This window comes from Mariniflexile ostreae, from assembly GCF_042427585.1.
Lineage (GTDB): Bacteria > Bacteroidota > Bacteroidia > Flavobacteriales > Flavobacteriaceae > Pseudalgibacter > Pseudalgibacter ostreae.
This window is the reverse complement of the sequence record NZ_JBHMFC010000032.1, coordinates 1-20475: the sequence shown is the minus strand read 5'-3', so window position 1 is coordinate 20475 and position 20475 is coordinate 1. Positions and strand designations below refer to the sequence as shown.

At 35.0% G+C, this 20475-nt stretch carries 16 protein-coding genes; 8 read left to right on the top strand and 8 right to left on the bottom strand.

What is annotated here, in order from left to right; all coding sequences use genetic code 11:
* The first annotated feature begins 146 nt into the window (after positions 1-146).
* Together ACFFU9_RS08495 and ACFFU9_RS08490 are read left to right on the top strand one after the other, a co-directional pair.
* On the top strand, positions 147-2246 hold the full coding sequence (locus tag ACFFU9_RS08495; RefSeq protein ID WP_379860975.1) for an amino acid carrier protein: 2100 nt from the start codon (positions 147-149) through the stop codon (positions 2244-2246).
* A 754-nt stretch (positions 2247-3000) separates the two neighbouring features.
* The gene (locus ACFFU9_RS08490) at positions 3001-3537 is read left to right on the top strand and encodes a hypothetical protein (protein ID WP_379860974.1); all 537 of its coding nucleotides are present in this window, start codon (positions 3001-3003) and stop codon (positions 3535-3537) included.
* Between the two features lie 149 nt (positions 3538-3686).
* On the opposite strand, the gene msrA is transcribed toward ACFFU9_RS08490, so the two are convergent.
* From msrA to ACFFU9_RS08460, 6 genes are all read right to left on the bottom strand, one after another.
* Positions 3687-4343, bottom strand: a complete 657-nt coding sequence (msrA, locus tag ACFFU9_RS08485) for a peptide-methionine (S)-S-oxide reductase MsrA (RefSeq protein WP_379860973.1) — start codon at positions 4341-4343, stop codon at positions 3687-3689.
* A gap of 226 nt (positions 4344-4569) precedes the next feature.
* Positions 4570-8235: an AAA family ATPase gene (locus tag ACFFU9_RS08480; protein WP_379860972.1), complete on the bottom strand. Its 3666-nt coding sequence runs from the start codon at positions 8233-8235 to the stop codon at positions 4570-4572.
* 11 nt (positions 8236-8246) lie between these two features.
* A complete protein-coding gene (locus tag ACFFU9_RS08475) occupies positions 8247-9449 on the bottom strand; it encodes an exonuclease SbcCD subunit D C-terminal domain-containing protein (protein ID WP_379860971.1) in 1203 nt (400 codons plus the stop codon).
* Positions 9446-9973, bottom strand: coding sequence for a hypothetical protein (locus ACFFU9_RS08470; RefSeq protein WP_379860970.1), 528 nt, complete (start codon positions 9971-9973; stop codon positions 9446-9448). Before ACFFU9_RS08470 ends, ACFFU9_RS08475 begins: the two co-directional genes overlap by 4 nt.
* A gap of 215 nt (positions 9974-10188) precedes the next feature.
* On the bottom strand, positions 10189-10575 hold the full coding sequence (gene apaG, locus ACFFU9_RS08465) for a Co2+/Mg2+ efflux facilitator ApaG/CorD (protein ID WP_379860969.1): 387 nt from the start codon (positions 10573-10575) through the stop codon (positions 10189-10191).
* Between the two features lie 104 nt (positions 10576-10679).
* Entirely contained in the window at positions 10680-11933 is a 1254-nt protein-coding gene (locus ACFFU9_RS08460; RefSeq protein WP_379860968.1) for a type IX secretion system plug protein, read from the bottom strand.
* 167 nt (positions 11934-12100) lie between these two features.
* Here ACFFU9_RS08460 and ACFFU9_RS08455 point away from each other — a divergent pair, with 167 nt between their 5' ends.
* From ACFFU9_RS08455 to nqrF, 6 genes are read left to right on the top strand one after another with little or no spacing between them, the layout of a single operon-like run.
* On the top strand, positions 12101-13456 hold the full coding sequence (locus ACFFU9_RS08455; RefSeq protein ID WP_379860967.1) for a Na(+)-translocating NADH-quinone reductase subunit A: 1356 nt from the start codon (positions 12101-12103) through the stop codon (positions 13454-13456).
* Positions 13456-14682 (top strand): NADH:ubiquinone reductase (Na(+)-transporting) subunit B, encoded by a 1227-nt coding sequence (locus ACFFU9_RS08450; RefSeq protein WP_379860966.1) that lies wholly within the window; start codon positions 13456-13458, stop codon positions 14680-14682. The genes ACFFU9_RS08455 and ACFFU9_RS08450 overlap by 1 nt, the downstream gene beginning before the upstream one ends.
* Positions 14683-14685: 3 nt before the next feature.
* Entirely contained in the window at positions 14686-15438 is a 753-nt protein-coding gene (locus tag ACFFU9_RS08445; RefSeq protein WP_379860965.1) for a Na(+)-translocating NADH-quinone reductase subunit C, read from the top strand.
* A gap of 3 nt (positions 15439-15441) precedes the next feature.
* Entirely contained in the window at positions 15442-16089 is a 648-nt protein-coding gene (locus ACFFU9_RS08440) for an NADH:ubiquinone reductase (Na(+)-transporting) subunit D (RefSeq protein WP_379860964.1), read from the top strand.
* A gap of 34 nt (positions 16090-16123) precedes the next feature.
* A complete protein-coding gene (gene nqrE / locus ACFFU9_RS08435) occupies positions 16124-16873 on the top strand; it encodes an NADH:ubiquinone reductase (Na(+)-transporting) subunit E (protein ID WP_379860963.1) in 750 nt (249 codons plus the stop codon).
* Position 16874: 1 nt separating this feature from the next.
* Positions 16875-18182 (top strand): NADH:ubiquinone reductase (Na(+)-transporting) subunit F, encoded by a 1308-nt coding sequence (gene nqrF, locus ACFFU9_RS08430; RefSeq protein ID WP_379860985.1) that lies wholly within the window; start codon positions 16875-16877, stop codon positions 18180-18182.
* 320 nt (positions 18183-18502) lie between these two features.
* On the opposite strand, the gene ACFFU9_RS08425 is transcribed toward nqrF, so the two are convergent.
* Together ACFFU9_RS08425 and ACFFU9_RS08420 are read right to left on the bottom strand one after the other, a co-directional pair.
* Positions 18503-19234 (bottom strand): tetratricopeptide repeat protein, encoded by a 732-nt coding sequence (locus ACFFU9_RS08425; RefSeq protein WP_379860962.1) that lies wholly within the window; start codon positions 19232-19234, stop codon positions 18503-18505.
* Positions 19235-19237: 3 nt separating this feature from the next.
* Positions 19238-19807, bottom strand: coding sequence for an RNA polymerase sigma factor (locus ACFFU9_RS08420; RefSeq protein ID WP_379860961.1), 570 nt, complete (start codon positions 19805-19807; stop codon positions 19238-19240).
* Positions 19808-20475 lie beyond the last annotated feature (668 nt).

Genomic DNA, 20475 nt, shown 5'->3' with positions numbered 1-20475 from the left:
GGGGCATTTTTGATAAAATGTGATGTGTAAAACTTAATTTTTTAGCTAGGTTTTTAAAAAAAAGTTCTTGATTATCTTGGGAGCCCATCTACTTATTAGTAAATTGTGATTTTCAATACATAAATCGTAAATTTTTATTTTTTTAGATGATAAATTCTAGGCATTTCACGCTTTTGGCGTTCTTACTCATTTCTTTCACTAATTTTTTCGCTCAAAATCCATCTGCTGACAACATGTCGGTAGATTTAGAACTGATCAATCCTTCTTCCGAAATCAATAACGGTATTGCAAGAGTAGTGGTACAGGGAGGCCTTCCGCCTTATCAATATAAATGGAGCAACGTGAGCACGCCTTTATTTGCGTCCGAATCGGTGGGTTTGATCGAAGGGATGAAGCATACCGTTACAATAAGCGATGCTAAGGGACATACTGTTTTAAAGACGTTTACTATTCCTGCAAAATCCATAACCGAAATTTTTAATAGTAAAGTGCAACCGGCGGTCGATGTTTTGGGTGCCATTCTTTTTTGGGATGCTTTTGCTACACTCGGCATATATGATCCCGTAGTTTACACCTCTCATAAAGATATTCCACTTCCAAAACAAGACGGCAATAAAGATGTAAAATTCTTGGTGAAAAAATGGTTGGCAGCAGAAGGAAGCCAAGTAAAAGAAGGAGCTTTAATTGCATTGCTGGAAAATGATCGACATTTAGAGTTTCCGGTTTACGCACCTGCTGATGGAACTTTAGAACATGTGACAAAAGAAGGTGCTGTGATTTCTAGATTGCCCGAAACAGGGTCTTTTAAGGCACCGCTCTTAGCTATAATTGAACTTCCCTTTTCTCAACCGCTTTTACATCCCAATGGCGATATAAAAACCAACACCATTCCCTTTATTGTTATCTGGCTTATTTTGGGAAGTATTTTCTTTACGTTGCGTTTAAAATTTGTGAACATTCGTGGTTTTAGGCATTCTCTAGACTTGGCAAGAGGAAAATATGACGATCCCAATGCCCCCGGCACGATAACACACTTTCAAGCCATGGCCACTGCGGTATCTGCAACAGTGGGACTGGGAAATATTGCTGGAGTTGCCGTGGCGATTTCACTGGGTGGTGCAGGCGCGACCTTCTGGATGTTTCTAGCAGGGTTTTTCGGAATGTCATTAAAATTTGCAGAATGTACCTTGGGTGTAAAATACCGTTTTATTAATGAGGAAGGCCGCATATTTGGAGGTCCTATGAATTATTTGCGTTATGGCCTTGAAAAGCGAAACCTTAAACGATTAGGGAAGTTTTTGGCCATTTTGTTTGCTGTTCTTGGGGTTGGTGCCTCATTTGGTGGTGGTAATATGTTGCAATCCAATCAGGCTTTTAAAATAGTATCAGAGCAAATTCCGTTTTTACAAGGCCAAGGGTTTTGGTTTGGAGTAGGTTTTGCTCTACTAGTAGGTGCCGTAATTATTGGTGGTATTAAAAGTATTGCAAAAGTAACAGCAAAAGTAGTTCCCATTATGGCCATTTTTTATGTGTTGGGATGTTTGGTTGTTATAGGCTATCATATTGAATATCTTGGAGGTGCTTTTCTAGCTATTGTCGATGGTGCTTTTTCTGCGGAAGCTTTAAAAGGAGGGTTTATAGGCGTGTTGATTATAGGATTACAACGTGCCGCTTTCTCAAGTGAGGCGGGTGTAGGGTCGGCTGCCATTGCCCATAGTGCGGCCAAAACCAATAACCCAATTGCTGATGGTTTTACTTCTCTGGTAGAGCCCTTTATCGATACTATGTTGGTGTGTACCATGACGGCTTTAGTCTTGATATTTACGGGCATGCACCAAATTACCGGTGGAATAGGGGGAGTAGAGCTTACTGCAGATGCTTTTGGTAGTGTCGTATCTTGGTTTCCATCGGTATTAGCGGTTGCTGTGTTCCTATTTGCTTTTTCTACTATGGTGTCCTGGTCGTATTATGGCATGCGTTCTTGGACCTATCTCTTTGGAAGAAGCAAAAAAATTGAACTGATTTATAAAATCATGTACTTGGTTTTTGTAGTGCTAGGGGCTTCAGTAAGTTTAGGAGCCGTTTTGAGTTTTGCCGATATGATGATTTTGGCCATGTCTTTTCCTAATATAATTGGATTGTACATTATGGCTCCGGAAATAAATGCTGATATGAAAATTTATTGGAAAAAATTGAAAGATGGCAAATTGTATATTAATCCGAAATTTATTAAAGCTGAAGACTAAGTATTGTTAACACCAGATCCTTCGATAAATTGTTTTATAGAGCTGAAAAGAGTGTTGAGAACGTGTTCGTATCACTCGGCTTTCATAAATGGTTAATATGTGGTTAGATTTAATGCTAAGCAAAAACTCTTTTAAAGACCTCGAGAGTGGCCGTTAAAAGAGTGCCACTTCTGGTTCCAATAGCAGTATTAACAAAAAAACAGCAACTATTATACTCTTTATCTGCAAACTAAAATCCTTTTTTTTATAAATTATTTGGTTTTGAAAAACAAGCAATACTGTAGTTGTACTTTTTAGAAAAGGGCAACAGTTTATTAGTTATTTTTAATTTATTTCCACTTTGGAAACCAAAGTGCGGATACACATCTAATTGTCGAAGTTATGCAGCTCCGCCTTATATGTATTTATGCAAACTAATTTTATAACCTCTCCACATTATTACTGCTAACTTATTTTTGTATGGTAGGGCAGGAGGGATAGGGCCATGCCCTTCTAGAATAAAAAATAGAAGTCCTATAAAAAAGTGAGCCTTTTATCGGTCGCAATCGCTTGGTTTAATTTAATCCTAATTCTAATGTAGCACAGTTTTTTGTCTGTATCGATTTAAACAAAAAGGAGTGAGTTGCATTAAAAAAGTTAATAAGCGCTAAATACAGTTTGAAGGAATTTATTTAAAGATTTGTTTGTTTTTTACTATATTACTTACTTAAAAGGCAACCAAAGACATAGCAATAGTATGTTGAGCAAAACACTAATGTCTTACCAGCAACGGTATATAGATTATATAGGCTTTTCTAAAAAAAAGGATAAAGAGGGCCTGTCTTATTTCAGGGATAGACTTTTTATTTCCATTTTACTTCTAACGCTTTTTTTAGGTTCGGTTTCTTATATCCCTAGTGCTTTAGTTGCTGTAAAACTAAACAAGTTCTTTGTGCTGTATGTAGATAGTTTTGCTATGCTTGTTGTAGCATTTATAGCTTTTAATAAGCGTATTGGTTTACAAACAAAGAAAATTTTATTCTCAGCCAATTTCTTTTTAATGTCGTTTGCTCTAGTCTTATATCTTGGTTTTGAAGGAAATGGTACAATTCTGCTTTTTGTATTAAATGTACTCATAACCTTGTACAGTGGTAGGAAAGCAGGTTTAGATTCTGTTATTATAACAGCTGTTTTTAAGCCTTTTTATCAAGTGGATATTAAAAACAAAAAGCGCTGCATGGCTCCGGTGTGGGTTGACTATCGCAAAAGCGTATGTGGAAATGTTGGGCGGTGTTATCAGTCTGGAGAGTGAAGAAGGGGTGGGGTCCACTTTTTGGTTTACAATAAATACAAATCTTAAATAAAAACAGACTGGTTTAATCTTCATAAAGAAATCTACGGATTGTTTTTAAAGATGCGTTCTTTTTGCTTTTAAAACAGCACATTTTCTTTGTTGATCTTTTAATGGTCTTTTTTTAATAGTTCAGGGAATTTAGCCTTAAAACGATTTAATCTCGGAATAGAAACATTTTGTATGTAAGAATTTCTAGGATTATTTTTCTCATAATTTTGATGATAGGCCTCTGCTTTCCAGAATTTTTGGAAAGGGTAAACCTCTGTAGCAACTTTAGAGTTTAACTGATGTTCTAAACGCTCTTTCTTTTTTAGGATCACTTGTTTTTGCGCCTCATTCTGATAAAATATAATAGAGCGATATTGCGAGCCTTTGTCTGGTCCTTGGCCGTTTATTTGGCTAGGGTCTTGAGAACCAAAATAAACATCTACTAGTGTTTCGAAGCTAACGACGTTGGGGTCGTAAATAACTTCAACGGTCTCGGCATGACCGGTTTTGCCAGTGTTGCTAGACGCGTAAGTCGGGTTCTTGGTGTGCCCTCCTGAGTAACCGCTTATGGCATCTTTAACACCTTTTACACTTTCGTAAATAGCTTCTACGCACCAAAAACACCCACTAGCAAAATAGGCTTTGGCCATTCCTTTTTTTAGAGGTACCTGTACTGGTTCGGCATGTAAAAGTTCTGTTTGCTTTGGGGTGGGTTGTGCATTGTTTTTACAACTAAAAACCAAGCTTAAGAGTGTGATGTAAATTAGCTTATTCATGAAAATTTTATTTATTAGTCGTGTAAAATTTAAAAACCTTAAGTTAACGTGTGATAAAATTAAGAATAAATATAAATGTGGTAATTGTATTGTTATTTAGGGTGTTAGGCTTTGTTTGTGTGAGAAAACGCTGGATGGCCTGAGATTGTATATAGGTTGGCGCACGTACGACTAAGTTTAAAAGTTAAAAGACCCATAGATATATAGGTATTGAATTTCAAAAACGTTACCCAAAAGCTTTTAACATCTCCACTTCACTCACACCGTTACTTTTTTTAGTAATCTGTATCTGGGTTGGAATGCGCTCTTTCAGATTTTCTACATGGGAGATGATTCCAATCATTTTTCCTTGCGATTGTAATGTCTCTAAAGTAGAAATCACGGTTTCTAAAGTGTTTTTGTCTAACGTTCCGAAACCTTCATCAATAAATAAAGAGTCAATTTTAACATTTTTACTGGCTAAATCGGATAAGCCTAAAGCTAAGGCTAGACTAATTATAAATTTTTCCCCTCCGCTTGAGGTGTCTACCAACCTAGCCTGATCCGTTTGGTAGTGGTCAATTAAGTTAAAGTTGAGTTCTTCTTTTGGCTTATAATCATCTTCCATTTTTAAAGAGTACCGTTTATTCAACTTGTATAAATGAACATTAGCAAGGTCTAATAAATGCTTTAATGTTAAGCGTTGAACATATACATTGAAAGCTTCTTTTGAATTCCCGATAATTTTAAAAAGGGTTCTCCAAATGGAACAGATTTCTTCCTGGGCGCTAATCTGTTTATAAATATCATGGTTTCTATCTCTAATTTCTTGGTCTTTTCTAAAAGCTTCTCTAATTTCACCTTTTTTAGCAGAAAGGTTGTCTCTTTTCGCTTTCAAGCCATCAAAAGCCAACTGGCTTTCAGCTTTCGAAATTTTAAAGGTTTTAGACGTGTTTAAGCTTTCTATGGCTTTAAGGTTGGTTTCTTTTAAAGCGTGCAATCTAAGGCTTTTATCCTCAATGCGCTTTTTGTTTTGAGTATACCTTTGTTTGTCTTCGATGCTTAGCAAGGCCTTTTCAATAGCTTGCTTAGATTCAAAACCACTAGCTTCAATCTTCTCGTCTAAAGAAATCTGTAAACGTTTTAATTCATCCTTTAGAGCTGTTTGGTCTTTGATGTTTTCGACTTTTAAAGCTTCTTTTTTAGTTTTTAAATCCAATAAGAGCTGTCGTTTTTTTATACTCTCTTCTACCTGTTCTGTTAGTTCTTTTCTTACAAATTGTAAATGGGCTCTTTTTTTCTCTACAGTAATGTCAAGCGGTAAAACGGCAATACGTTCGGCTTTTAATCGATCGGATTTAGTAATACATTCTTGTGCGCTTTTGGTGAAATCGCTCTGAGTTTTAGCATGTGCTTCTAACTGTTTAGCAATGTTTTCTAAATTACTGTGCAGCAGTTTGCTTTCTGCTTTTAAAGCATCTAAATTCTTTTGGGTCTTATGGTATTTTAGTATGTTTTCTTCAATCTGTTGAATAAACAAATGGGTTTGGTCTGCTAAAGGTAATTCATAGTTGAATTTAGATAGCTTCGTTTTTAAATCACTTTCGAGGGTATTATATGTTTTGGTGCGCTCATCACTAGCTTTTTGTGTGGTGTTAATTTCAGCTTTTACATTTTTTATGTTCTCATGAAGTTTGGCATCTGTCGTTTTGAGTATTTCAATAGATTGGCTTTGTGTTTTGATAGTATCCAACAGTTTATCTTTTTTAGCTTGTAACTGTTGTGAAGCCTTTATCTTTTTGCCTACTAATTGTAGCTTTTCGGAAGATGCCGAGAGTTCAATATTAATCTGGACCAAATTGGTTATTTCGGCAGCTAAATCTAATTGTTTCGCTTTGGATTGTAATGCGCTTAGCGTTTCGGTTATTGAGCTAATGTATAGGGTGGCATTCTCAATTTTTGTGGATAATAAGACGTCTTTTTTATCTAATTCAGATTTAGAGTCGTTTAATACTTTTAGTTTGTCCTTTCTGTAGCTAAGTTCTAATGCAGATTTGGAAACCCCAAAAGCCTCTAAATTTTCAGCAAACGGGTGTACTTTCGATCCACATAAACCACAGGGCATCCCTTTTATTAAGTTTTTACGATCGTCTTCATATTTAGAAATGCTTTTTTCTAAATCTAAGATTTTCTCGGCATCGGCAACAGCAGTCTCTTGTAAAATGATTTGTTTTTGAAGACCGTCATTTTGTTTCTTCACCGATTCTAATTCAGTTAATAATGATTTTTTTTGAACGGATAATTTCTCTAGTTCTTTTTCGTCTTTAGCAATTTGTTCTGAGAAGGTTTTAAACTGTTTCCAATTGGACTCCATTACAGATAATTTCTTTTCTTCTGCTAATAGTTCGCTTAAATTGCTTTTACATAATTGCTCATTTATGGCCAAAACCTCTTTGTCGATAACCTCAATTTCCGAAGCTTTTTTAGTGAGTAATGCTTTGTTTGTGATAAAGGCGTTGGTTGTCTTTTCTAAATCTTTATTTTTATCTGTAATAAACACAGCATTTTTATCTAGCGTTTCTTTATGTGCTTTTAATGTGGTTAAACCTGTTGCCCAATTAGAGATTTCTAGAGCAACATCTGATAGGAATTTATTTTGAATTAGAAATACATTGTCCGTTTTAATCTTTGCTTCTGTTTCGGATAGTTTTTTGAACGTTTCCATCTTGTCCTCTTGCAAGGTTTTGATGTGTAGGTTTAGTTCATTTAAATTCTTTTTTAATGTAAACAGGGTGTCTGCTTCATGCTTTATCTGGCTATCTAATTTTGTAATTAGATCGAATTTAGGTTGCCAAACGACAATTGCTTTCTCTGCCATTTCTAGATCATGCATTTGTTTGGTAACGTGTTCGGTTAAGGCTTCCGTTTGGGGTTTAAGCTGGGCTAATTCATTTTCTATAACCTTTAATTGATTTGCTTTTTCAATAGTGGTTTTTTCATTTCTATTAAAATTTTGGATAAGCTCCTTAAAAGGTTCTGCCTTTTCGTTTAAATTTAATAATTCAATTTCAGATTTATAGTTTTCAAATTCAATTTCGATTTCTTTTGATTCCAACTCTAAAGCCTCGGATTCTTTTGATAAGTCTTCATGCTTTTGATACCAATTCACGATGGTTTGGATGGATTCCATTTCTTTTTCTGATGTTGCAATTTGAAGATCGAGCTCTTTATCTTTTTCAGTAAATTCGATTCTTTGTGCTTCAGTTAAAATATCTTCAGAATTAATTTTAGACTGTATTTCTTTTAATTTATTCTCTTCATTCGATTTTCTATCAGAAATGCCTTGACCAATTTTTTTATAAATACCTTCTCCAGTAATTTGTTCTAATAGCCTTCCTTTTTCAGGTCCTTTTGCTGTTAAAAAAGAAGCAAACTCTCCTTGTGCCAGCATGACCGATCTTAAAAACTGAACGTAATCTAATTGTGTTACTCTAATAATCTCTTCAATTAAACCTCTTTTTTGAGAAGCTAAAATAACATCATCTGTTAGATTTTTTAAACTCACTTCTTCTTGTGGGTTGGCAAGCTTTTTGCCTGTTTTAGAGGCCAACCGAATACCCCAAAAAGCTTCATAAATTATGGTTTCGTTTTCAAAAACAACCCTGCTATGTGCATCGTTTGCCCCGTGGCTCACAACGTCTATCAGGGTGCCTTTTGTGCCATTAAATCGTGGCACATTATGGTATAATGCAATGGTTATAGCGTCTAAAATAGTTGTTTTTCCCGCACCTGTGGATCCTGTAATGGCGTAAAGACCAACATCTTTAAATTGCTCATGCTCAAAATCTATTACAATGGGAGAGTCGGATTTTAATGAATTTATGTTCTGTAATTCTATTTTTAAAATTTTCATTGGTATCGCGCTTATTGTTTTTTAACAGCTTGTAGAATTTCATTAAAGGCATCCCATACTTTTGGTTGGCTTTCTAGGTCGTAACCCATTTCTTCGCATTTCAGCTTGAAAACTTCAGTAGGTAATAGCTCTTTTATAGATTTTGTTTCTGCTAATAATTCTTCAATACCTTTAATTTTTCTTTGTTTTTTTAAAGTTGTTTTCAGTATTTCAAAAGAATAGTTAGAGGCGGCACTTTTTAAATCTTCTGTGTTAACGGTGTTGTTTTCATTTAAAATTATTTCAACCCAAGGAGTTAAATTGTACGTATTGGAAACAATAGTAGGAAATTGCTGGATGCAGGATTCTAGGGTTCCTTCTAGTCTGTAAAATGCTCTAAAGCGCGGTACCACATCTTCTTTTATGTCACTAATTTTATTGTTTTCTAGGGTTAAAACAATCACCTTTTTGTCGTAATCTATCTCGCTAAAACTAAGAATATGTGGCGATCCAGAATAGCGTATTTTGGTGTTTTTGCCAATAATTTGCGGTCTGTGTAAATGGCCTAAAGCCACATAATCAAAATAAGCTGGAAAATCTGTAGCACCAATATGGCCCAATGTGCCTACATAAATATTTTGCTCACTATCGGATATCGAACCTCCAATAGCGAACAAATGGCCCATTGCAATTACTGGGGCGTGGCTCGTATTGATTAGTTTGCATTGTGTTGCCGAGGTTTGATAGTGGTTAATTAATGCGGTTTTATACTTGTCGGTAAGCTCTTCAAAAGATTCTCCTGCAACAGCGCGCCTTATATCTCCATCACGCAAATAGGGCACAGCAGCAATAATAACTTTTTCACCCTTTACTTCAATTTCAAAAACGGCATCTTTAATATGGTCTGTGGCTTTTCCAACGACCTGTATGGAGAGGGCATTTAAAATATGTTTTGGAGCATTTAGAGTTCCTGGCGAATCGTGATTTCCCCCCGTAATAATTATCGCTTGACAAGACGTACGTTTTAATTTTACTAAAAAGCTGTAATACATTTCCAAACTTTGGTTGGAAGGAACTCCTGTATCAAATATATCACCAGAAATTAACAGAACATCAATATTTTGGTTCGTAATATAGTGTTCAAGCCAGTTTAAAAACAAGGTTTGTTCTTCTATTTGAGATTGCTCATGCAATCTATGTCCTAAATGCCAATCGGCAGTGTGAAGTATTTTCATTTGATTTTTAATTTCTTGTCTCGTGTCGAATAACCTTGGATGTCCAAAATTTTTTTTAAATCATTTATTGATTTTTCTTTTTGGCTATTAAATCCATAATGTGTTAATATAATTGCAAATACACCCATTAATAAAGGAAGTATCAATAATCCAGCATTTGTACCTTGCGTAGCCATTCCAGTTAGGCCCATAATAAATACAAATCCAACGAAAGTCAACCAATAAATTATAAATATTAATGTTGATTTAGGAATGTTTAAAGTAACTATAATTTTAGTTTCGTTAAAATCAGATTGAATTTCCCCTTTAATTGTCGGTACAAAAGAGTTTCTGCCTTTTATTAAGCGTTGAATCTTGAACGTATCATGTTTAAAAACACCTTCAAAAGGTTTTTCTTCATTAAGTCTGGTAAAACCAAATAGTGTCTTTTTTTTTAATTGAATGTTTTCTGCTAAAACCTTTCGGACCTCTTGATTTGAGAGTTCGGTTTTTAGCACTATTTTTTCTGATGGTATTATCTTCATTCTAAAGTTTGTAAATATTTTTTATAAATAGAGCTGGCTGCTCAGTATAATAATATCTACCTTCAAACATAAACAATTGCTCACAAAGCTAATTGGTTTTTTATAGAATAAAAAAGAATGGAGTGGGCTTAAATACTTAGGTGTTTATGAGATTTAAAGGATCTTAACGTAAGATACTTGATGTAGCAACCAGTAAACAAAAGGAGCAAGGCGGTTTAATTGAGTGCGAAGGTAGCGCTCAATTTAAAAGAAGGAATGGTAACTTTAAAGTTTTTGGCCGTTGCAAAATTCACCATATTATAGTGGCCTTGCATGGCGCCAAAGGGGGAGGTTAATAAACAACCAGAGTTGTAAGTATGCGATTCGCCCGGTTTTAAAACGGGTTTTAGGCCAATAACACCCTCACCAGAAACGGTTTCTTTATGGTTTAAAGCATCCGAAATTATCCAATGGCGTGCATTAAGTTGAACAGAGTCCTTGCTTTGGTTTTCAATGGTTATTTTATAACCAAAGGCGTAATGGATTTTATAGTTTTTATAAAACGACCCTTCGTAGTGTGTTACTACCGAAATTTTTATACCACTTGTAACGTGTTGAACCATGATAAGGATTTATAAACAAAATGTTTTAATGTGCTAATTTACAAATATTCCCTTTTATTTCTTGACTATATGAAGATTATATTTTCCATAAATGTGGTTAACGATTAATTAGAAATGTTAACCGAGCTGCCTTCGCCTACACCGATGAGTTGATCGTAACGCGCACCTAAATCCCTATAATACACCATCACTTTGTAATTGTTTTCGGTTTGATAAAAGTTTCCGCTAATGGCGCCTTCGTCTAAAATGCCATTCTTGTCTACAGCGACATATTTGTAATTGTAAAAGCCCTGTTTTAATAATATAGGTTTTTCATAATAGTTTAAATCGCTATTATAAGTCATTTTAGTGCTTTCGTCTATCGCGTAATTATTAAAGTTTCCATACACGTGGATGTCTTTATTTTTAAAAGCGTCGTTAGGCAGTAAGGAAAAAAATATCCAAACATAATCGGCTTCAATAGTTGGATCTTCCGCATCGATATTGGTTATTAAATAATTGCCGTTAATATCTGGATTATAAGTGTAAACCCTGTCAAATCTTGGGTAATTGGTAAAAAGATAGTTGTGGTAGAGGTCTTTTAAATCGACGCCTTGAATACCGGTGTTGGCCGCTCTTACATCTTTGTTTTCAAAAAAGAGATATTCGTTGCCGCCCCAAAAACTGGACTCAGTACCATATTTATAAATAAGTTGATTTCCAATAGTGTATTGCGGTTTTAAATTTTTAATAGCTGTATTTAAATTATTGTTTTGTACAATTACCGTTTTTACAGTTTGCATAGGGTTGTTAAACTGCATACCTATTGGTGAGATGGCAATTTCTACCCGTTGTTTTTTTTCAATATCCTTAATAGTTCTAGAACGTTTAATGGTAACGCCTACATTGGATTTGTTTTCGTAAATCATAAATTTTCGAGAAAACATCAGTTCATCATAATTGTTGTAAACCGATAACAGGTAATTTCCCGAAACCTTTAAGCTTTTGGTTTGCTCGTTGGGTAATGTTAGTTTATAATGAGAATATATTTGATAGGTGTTTAAAGAGTTTTCATAATCGCGAATACGTTGATTATCGAAACCATCCATATATTCAGATTTTGTTAAAACGGAAGGCGTCCAATCGTAGTTATAATGATTTATTTTATAGTAATAATCTTCTTCGTCGCCATTTAAAGCATCGAATTCCAATACCAGATATTCGCCAAGCCTTAAAATAGGCAATTGGCTTTCTGGTGTATGGCCTTTAAAAGTAATGGTTTTGATGTAATCGGGAGGGTTTACTTCATTAACCTGCCCGAAAAAAAGACATGGAATTAGGGCATATATTATAAATAACGAAGGTGTCTTTTTAAACATACATACGATGGTTTTGTTTGTAAATATAAACAAATTTTATACCTAAGTCTTTTTTGTTGTTTAGAATGATTATAAATAAACACGGAGCCCTGGTTTAGCTGAATAATATTAGTATAAATTTGTACTTTTGCCTCGATTTTTAGACAACTAATTTCAATATATAAAATATGTCAAACGACATTCGTATTAAAAAAGGTCTGGACATTAAACTTGTAGGTGAAGCAGAGAAAATCGTTGAACAAGCGATTGTCAGTAATTACTTTACTATAAGGCCAGAGGATTTTCACGGTGTTATTCCAAAGCTTGTTGCCAAAGAGGGCGCCTCAGTTGAAGCTGGAGGTGTTTTGTTTTTCGATAAGTCTAATGAGAATATAAAATTTTCGTCGCCAGTTTCAGGAAAGGTGATTGAAGTCATCCGTGGACCAAAAAGACGCATTGATGCTATTAAGATTGTAGCAGATAAAACCCAAGTGTATCAAGATAACGGTGTGTTCGATTTTGCTGCTTCAACACCAGAGGCATTAAAAGCACATTTGTTGGCCTCGGGCTGTTGGCCATTTATTAAGCAAAGGCCTTACGATGTGATTGCTAATCCCGATAAGGATCCCAAAGCCATTTTTATTTCTGGTTATGCTAGTGCGCCATTGGTTGCCGATTTGGACTTTACCTTAAAAGGAAAAGAGACAGAACTGCAAGCCGCCGTTACAGCTTTAGGTAAATTAACGCAGGGGAAAGTACATGTTAGTGTTGGGAAAAACTCCAATTCACCATTAGCTGGTTTGTCTGGTATTACCTTACATAAGGTTTCTGGACCACATCCTTCTGGAAATGTCGGTACCCAAATAAATAAAATCGACCCTGTTAATAAAGGAGAAACGGTTTGGACAGTAAATGCACAGGATTTAGTTGTTATTGGCGAATTGCTATTAACGGGAAAATTTAATGCAGAGCGTATTGTTGCCATGGCAGGTTCTGCTGTAGAAAAACCAAGATATTTTAAAGCTAAATTGGGCTGCGAAATCGCGACCATGATTTACGATAAGGGTATTGCAAAGAAAGATCATCCTCGTATTATTTCTGGTAATGTTTTATCTGGTAAACAAGTGAAGCCAGACGGGTATTTAGATTATTACAGCAATACCGTTACCATTATTCCAGAAGGAGATCATTATGAGCTGTTTGGATGGAATAAGCCTGTTTTTGATAAGGTGTCTACTAGTAGGGCCTTAACGTTTTCTTGGCTGTTCCCAAATAAAGTATACGATTTAGATACTAATACGAACGGAGAACACCGTAATTTTGTAACAACTGGGAACTATGAAGAAGTTTTCCCTCTTGATATATATCCTTTACAAATATTAAAGGCCTGCATGTACACCGATTTAGACGAAATGGAAGCTTTGGGTATGTATGAGGTTGCTCCTGAGGATTTTGCCCTAACGGAATTTATCTGTGTGTCTAAACAGCCACACCAGCAAATTATTAGAAAAGGTTTAGATGTAATGCTTAAAGAAATCGGATAATGAATTTAAAAACTAGATTACATATCTTAAAAAGAAAGTATAGAGGCTCGAAATGGTCTCCTGCGTTCAACGCACTTCATACATTTCTTTATTTACCAAATGAGACCACACATCATGGGACCCATATAAAAGTGGCCGATGATTTAAAACGAACCATGAATATCGTTATCATGGCATTAGTGCCGTGTTTACTTTTTGGAATGTTTAATGCGGGATACCAACATTATTTGGCGCTAGGGGATATTCAAGCAGTAAGTAGTGGGTTTTTTAGCAGCGAATTTTGGACTTTAGATAACTTTTTGGTTGGATTTTGGAAAATCATCCCCTTGGTTATCGTGTCTTATGGTGTTGGCTTGGGAATTGAATTTATTTTTGCTATTATCAATAAACATGAAGTAGAAGAAGGTTATTTGGTAACAGGAATGTTGGTGCCACTTATTGTGCCTATAGACATCCCGCTTTGGATGTTGGCTGTAGCTGTAGTATTTGGTGTTGTGATAGGAAAAGAGGTTTTTGGTGGTACAGGGATGAATATTCTAAACCCAGCTTTAACCATCCGTGCCTTCTTGTTTTTCGCTTATCCTACTTGGATGAGTGGCGATAAAGTATGGGTAGAAGGTGCTGTTCAAAGAACCAAAGAAATTGCTGATGGTGCTAACCTAGATGCTATTTCGGGTGAAACCATTTTGGGAAGCCTGGCGCAAGGTCATGAAATAAGCCACTCGATAGCAGATATGTTTTTTGGTTTTATACCGGGCTCTGTAGGAGAAACATCTACATTACTGATTTTAATAGGAGCCTTGTTTTTAATTTTTACCAAAATTGGAAGTTGGAGAATTATGTTGTCTTCTGTTATTGGTGCATTGGTGATGGGCTTGATTTTTAATCAAGTTGTAGATGCCGGTGTTATTACAGAAAGCAATAGTTTTTACGGATTGATGAGTACTACTTTTTGGCATCACCTTATAATAGGTGGGTTCGCTTTTGGTGTTGTTTACATGGCTACAGACCCTGTAACCGCATCACAAACTAATAAAGGTAAATGGATTTACGGCTTCTTAATTGGGTTTTTATCTATATTGATACGTGTGTTTAATCCAGCTTACCCAGAAGGCGTGATGTTAGCCATTTTATTAATGAATGTTTTCGCACCAACTATTGATCATTATGTAGTTCAAGGGAATGTAAAACGAAGACTAAAACGTGTAAAAGTTAAAACAGCTTAAACCATGAGTAATAAAACAGATTCAAATTTATATACCATTCTCTTTGCTATTGCCATGGTGTTTATAGTAGGTGCAGTATTAGCATATACAGCATCTTCATTAGAACCAAATATTACAGAGAATAAGCGTATAGAAAAGCAACAAAATATTTTGTATGCTATGGGAGTCAATGAAAATACAGAGGGTAGTGCTATTTTTATTTCAGCCACAGAAGCACCAGCTGCATTTTCAAAATACATAAACAAACAATTGGTTATAGTAGATGGTGTTGCTACAGAAGACGAAAAAGCCTATTTAATCGATATAAAGAAAGAGAAATCGGCATCTAAAGACCCTTCGTATTCTAGAAAGTTACCTTTATTTGTAGGAGAAAAAGATGGTGAAACCTATTATATCGCTCCTATTTATGGTAAAGGGCTTTGGGATGCTATTTGGGGGTATGTAGCCATAGATGAAAATATGGTGGTTAAAGGTGCTTATTTTGATCATAAAGGTGAAACTCCCGGTTTAGGATCTAACATTAAAGAGCGTTTCTTTATGGATGATTTTACTGGAGAACATTTGCTAAATGAATCAGGTGTATTTAAAGGGATTACTGTCGCTAAAGGAAATGCCGACCCTAAAAATGTTAACAAAACAGATAATGCAGTTGATGCCATTGCAGGTGCAACTATTACAGGAGATGGCGTAACAGCTATGATAAAAAGCGATTTAAAGCTTTACAAACCTTATTTCGATAAACTAAAAAATAATTAATCTATGGGACTTTTATCAAAAAAAGACGCAAAGTTAATCACAGATCCATTAGCGGATGATAACCCAATTACCATTCAGGTACTTGGTATTTGTTCTGCCTTGGCAATAACAGCAGAGTTAAAAGCATCCATTGTAATGGCGGTTTCTGTATTATTTGTTTTGGGTATAGGAAACGTGGTTATTTCATTAATGCGAAATATCATCCCTTCTAAAATAAGGATTATTGTACAACTGGTAGTGGTTGCTGCTTTGGTTATTATTGTTGATCAAGTATTAAAAGCTTATGCTTACGAGCTAAGTAAAACACTTTCTGTATTCGTAGGATTGATTATTACAAACTGTATTATCATGGGCCGTTTTGAAGCTTTTGCGTTGGCTAACGGTCCTTGGAGGTCGTTTTTAGACGGCATTGGTAATGCTGCTGGTTATGGATTAATTCTTATAATTGTTGGTTTTTTTAGAGAGTTATTAGGTTCTGGTACTTTACTAGGGTTTAAAGTTTTAGGAGACCCTATCGAAAAAACAGGACTATATGCTATCGGATATGAAAATAATGGCTTTATGCTGTTGTCTCCTATGGCATTAATAGTTGTAGGACTTATTATTTGGGTACAACGTAGTAGAAATCAAGCTTTAATAGAAGATCATTAATAATTTAGAATTCTGAATTCATAATTAAGAATACATGGAACACATAGAATTATTTTTCAAATCAATATTTATAGATAACATGGTATTTGCCACGTTCTTAGGGATGTGCTCTTACTTAGCGGTATCTAAAAAAGTAACCACGGCTGTGGGCTTAGGAGCTGCTGTTATATTTGTACTGGCTATTACAGTACCTTTAAACTGGTTGCTAGATCAATACCTTTTACAGCCAGGCGCTTTAAAATGGTTGGGAGCAGAATATGCGGAGTACGATTTAAGCTTCCTGTCATTTATTATGTTTATTGCAACCATTGCAACCATGGTACAATTAGTGGAAATTATTGTTGAAAAATTTTCACCATCCTTATATAATTCGTTAGGTATCTTTTTACCGCTTATTGCAGTAAACTGTGCTATATTAGGAGGCTCGTTATTTATGCAATCTCGCGAAATCCAAACTCTTGGCTTAGCGTTTAATTATGGTATTTCTTCTGGAATTGGTTGGTTTTTAGCCATTCTAGCCATTGCGGCCATTCGCGAAAAAATAAGATATTCTAATGTCCCACCAGCTTTGCGTGGTTTGGGTATTACATTTATTATTACAGGTTTAATGGCGATTGGATTTATGAGTTTTGGAGGTATGCTTACCGGTGGTGATGATGAAGAGGCGGCTTCCGAAGATGAAATAACTGTAAGTGCTGCAGAACGTCCTAAAGACGTTTCAAAAGAAGATTTAACATTGGTGAGCGAACACAACCAAAGTAATACCTTAAAAGGAAATGAGTAATATGATTTTAGCCGCAGGTACATTAGGAACAGTAGTAGCAACTGTAGTAGCGTTTTTGGTTATTACCTTGTTATTAGTAACATTGTTATTAGTTGTAAAACAGAAATTATCACCATCGGGACCTGTAAAGATTACTATAAATGGTGAAAAAGTAATACAAGTAGAGTCTGGAGCTAGTTTGTTAACGACTTTAGGAAATCAAAAAATATTTTTACCATCGGCTTGTGGTGGTGGAGGTACATGTATACAGTGTGAATGCCATGTTTTAGAAGGTGGAGGTGAAGCTCTACCAACCGAAACACCTCACTTTACTCGTAAAGAATTAAAAGAAGGTATACGTTTATCTTGTCAGGTTAAGGTGAAACAGGACATGAATATTACTATCCCAGAAGAGGTTTTTGGTATTAAAAAATGGGAAGCCACAGTAACACGTAATTATAACGTAGCATCATTCATTAAAGAATTTGTAGTGGAAATCCCTGAAGATATGGGGTATAAGGCAGGTGGATATATTCAAATTGAAATTCCACAATGTGAAATCAAGTATGCAGACATGGATATTACTGCGCATCCTGATGAGCATGATAGACCAGATAAATTCCAAGAAGAGTGGGATAAATTTAACCTTTGGCCTTTGGTTATGAAAAATACAGAAACTGTAGAACGTGCTTATTCTATGGCATCTTATCCTGCAGAAGGCCGTGAAATTATGCTTAATGTGCGTATTGCTACACCACCATGGGATCGGAATAAAAATGGATGGATGGATGTAAATCCAGGTATTGCATCGTCTTATATCTTTAATCAAAAAGTAGGTGATAAAGTAACGATTTCAGGACCTTATGGTGAATTCTTTATCAATGAGTCGGATAGCGAAATGCTATATGTGGGCGGTGGTGCAGGAATGGCACCTATGCGATCTCATTTATACCATTTGTTCAAAACCTTAAAAACAGGAAGAAAAGTTACGTATTGGTATGGTGGACGTTCTAAGCGTGAGTTGTTTTATTTAGAGCATTTCCATGAATTAGAAAAAGAGTTTCCAAATTTTAACTTCTACTTGGCTTTATCTGAACCTTTACCAGAGGACAACTGGAAAGTAAAAGAAAATATCGATGCGCCTGGTGATGGGTTTGTTGGATTTATTCATAATTGCGTTATCGATAACTATTTAAGTAAACACGAAGCGCCAGAAGATATCGAATTGTATTTCTGTGGCCCACCTTTAATGAACAAGGCTGTTCAAAAAATGGGAGAAGATTTTGGTATTCCTGATGAACATATCCGTTTTGATGACTTTGGAGGATAACAGATTTTAAATTATAACTTTTGATAAATTATACCAAAGAGACTAAAAACCCGACATGAAAATGTTGGGTTTTTTATTTTGCCTTTTTTAATATATAAACTTTGGGGTGTTTCGAAAAACACTTATGTGTTGTAGTATTTCATGAATCTCCAATAAAAAACAGAAAATAAACTGCGAGACTTAAGCTGTTACATTTTGGTATAAACATAGTTAATGGGTCTAGGTCTTAAAGAAGGGTAGGGGAAAGATTACAATTAAGAGATGCAACATAAAAAAATTAAGCCTTTAGATGAGTGAATAAAGTTATAGCAAGACTAGAGTTATTCTAACTGATCTAAAAGCATTTTACTTGTTTCGGAATGACTTAAATTAAAGTGTTTTTTAGCAAGTACAACATTATCTACGCTTAAATATGCTAATCCTAAATAATAATGTGCATCTTTTAATAATGAAAAGGTAGAGTCTGCCACAGCTCTTTCTAGATAAGGAATTGCTTCAGATTCTTTTTTATAGGCTAAATGTGCAACGCCCAAAAAATAGTTAATACTATCGTTATTAGGTTTGTTATCGCTTAAAATCGACCATTTTTTTATTGCTGTTTTATAATCACCATGCTTATAGTATATCATGGCATCATAAAAATCGAAATTATTCATACTGCTCTTACTTGTCGTTGGCAGGCCAGGATCTGGTTTAAAATAGGTAGTATAAAGTCTCTTGTTTGGAGAACTACTAAAAAACCAAATACTGCTTATTGCTATAATAACTGCAACAGCTGCGGCTAATTTACTGTAACTAATGCGCCTTATTTTAATAAGTCCCTCTTTTTGTGGCTTTGGTATAGTATCATGAAAAACCTCTAGTTGCTCTTTAAATGCTTGTACTTCAATGCCTAGAAGGATAGTCTTGATATCTTTTACTTGAGTTGCGAATTCGGGGTCGATTTTAAGGTAATCGTTAAAGTCTTTTAGTTCAGGGGCATCCATGGTACCATTTAGGTAGCGCTCTATAGCCTCAAAAAGCTCTTGTGGTATATCGGTATTGTGATTCAACTCTTAATTGTTTTGGGTAATCATCATTGCTCTTAATTTTTCCATACAGCTGTATTTTTTATTTCGGACAGTCGATTCTGGTATATTTAATTCTCCTGCAATATCTTCCAACGTTTTTTTATCAAAATAAAATAGCCTTAATACCTTCTTGCAAGGTTGCTCTAATTTTTTATAGGCATCCATTGTTTGTCTTTCTAGTATGTTTTCACCGATATTATTATCACACTTACCCTGTTCTAATATCTCTAAATAATTATGGGAGGAATTTGTTTTTTTTAAGGATTTAGAGACTGAAACTTCCTTCCAATTGTTTTTTGCAATTTGGTATAAGTAATCCTGTAAATCGATTTCATTCTGAGGTGTAAACTTATAGGATTTTATGTCTTTCCATGTTTTTGTGAAAGCGTCTTGGTAGATGTATTTGGCGTATTCCATGGAACCACTGTTTTTTAAAACTAGAGATTCAACTTTATGATAATTAGAAACGTATAATGCTTTAAAAATAACAGGATTGTTATTTTTAAAGGCTTTTAAAGTTTTTGTTTGATATTCAAGTTTGCAGGCTTCTCCCATAGGTTTAAACAATTCATGTGAAATATACAATTATTTCATTCTAGTCCAAATACTTCACTGTTAAATGACTAATAACTCGATAATCTACTTTTTATGCGTTTCATGCAATCATAATATCTAGAAACACTTTTGTAAAGTAAATATTTATTCAGCTTTTGTGTTGTCTAGGGCTTTGTCTAAAATATCTGGATTTCCATTATTATCCCTGTTTGGGAGAATGTGTCTATTCGTAATAGCGAAAGCGGTTGTATGCCAGCCCAACCTCCGCATCATAGCTCTGCCCTTGATACAAAAATGGACAAAAGTTAGCTTTCCCTTTTTGTTTGAGTACTTTCCCGTTGCTGTTGAGTTCGCGTTCCCAAACCAAATCGCCTAACGATAATGTATGAGCCCATCGCGCCAGCTGGCTCATTCGCTAAAAAGGTTTACTAAACCTTTTTTTTACGCTCTGCCCTCGAGAAAGGCTGCTAAAATACTGGATTTTTGATTATTCTTTAGTTTGGCTTTGGAAATATAAAACCACAACTTTTAAACTGTGGTTTAACTATTTTATATAAGTTATAACACAACTATCCGAAAGTTTAAGTTTTAAAGAAGCTTGAGAATCCCTTATTTTTGGTTTGCAGACTAAAAATAATTTTCATGGGACTCTACAAGCGCACTAAAAA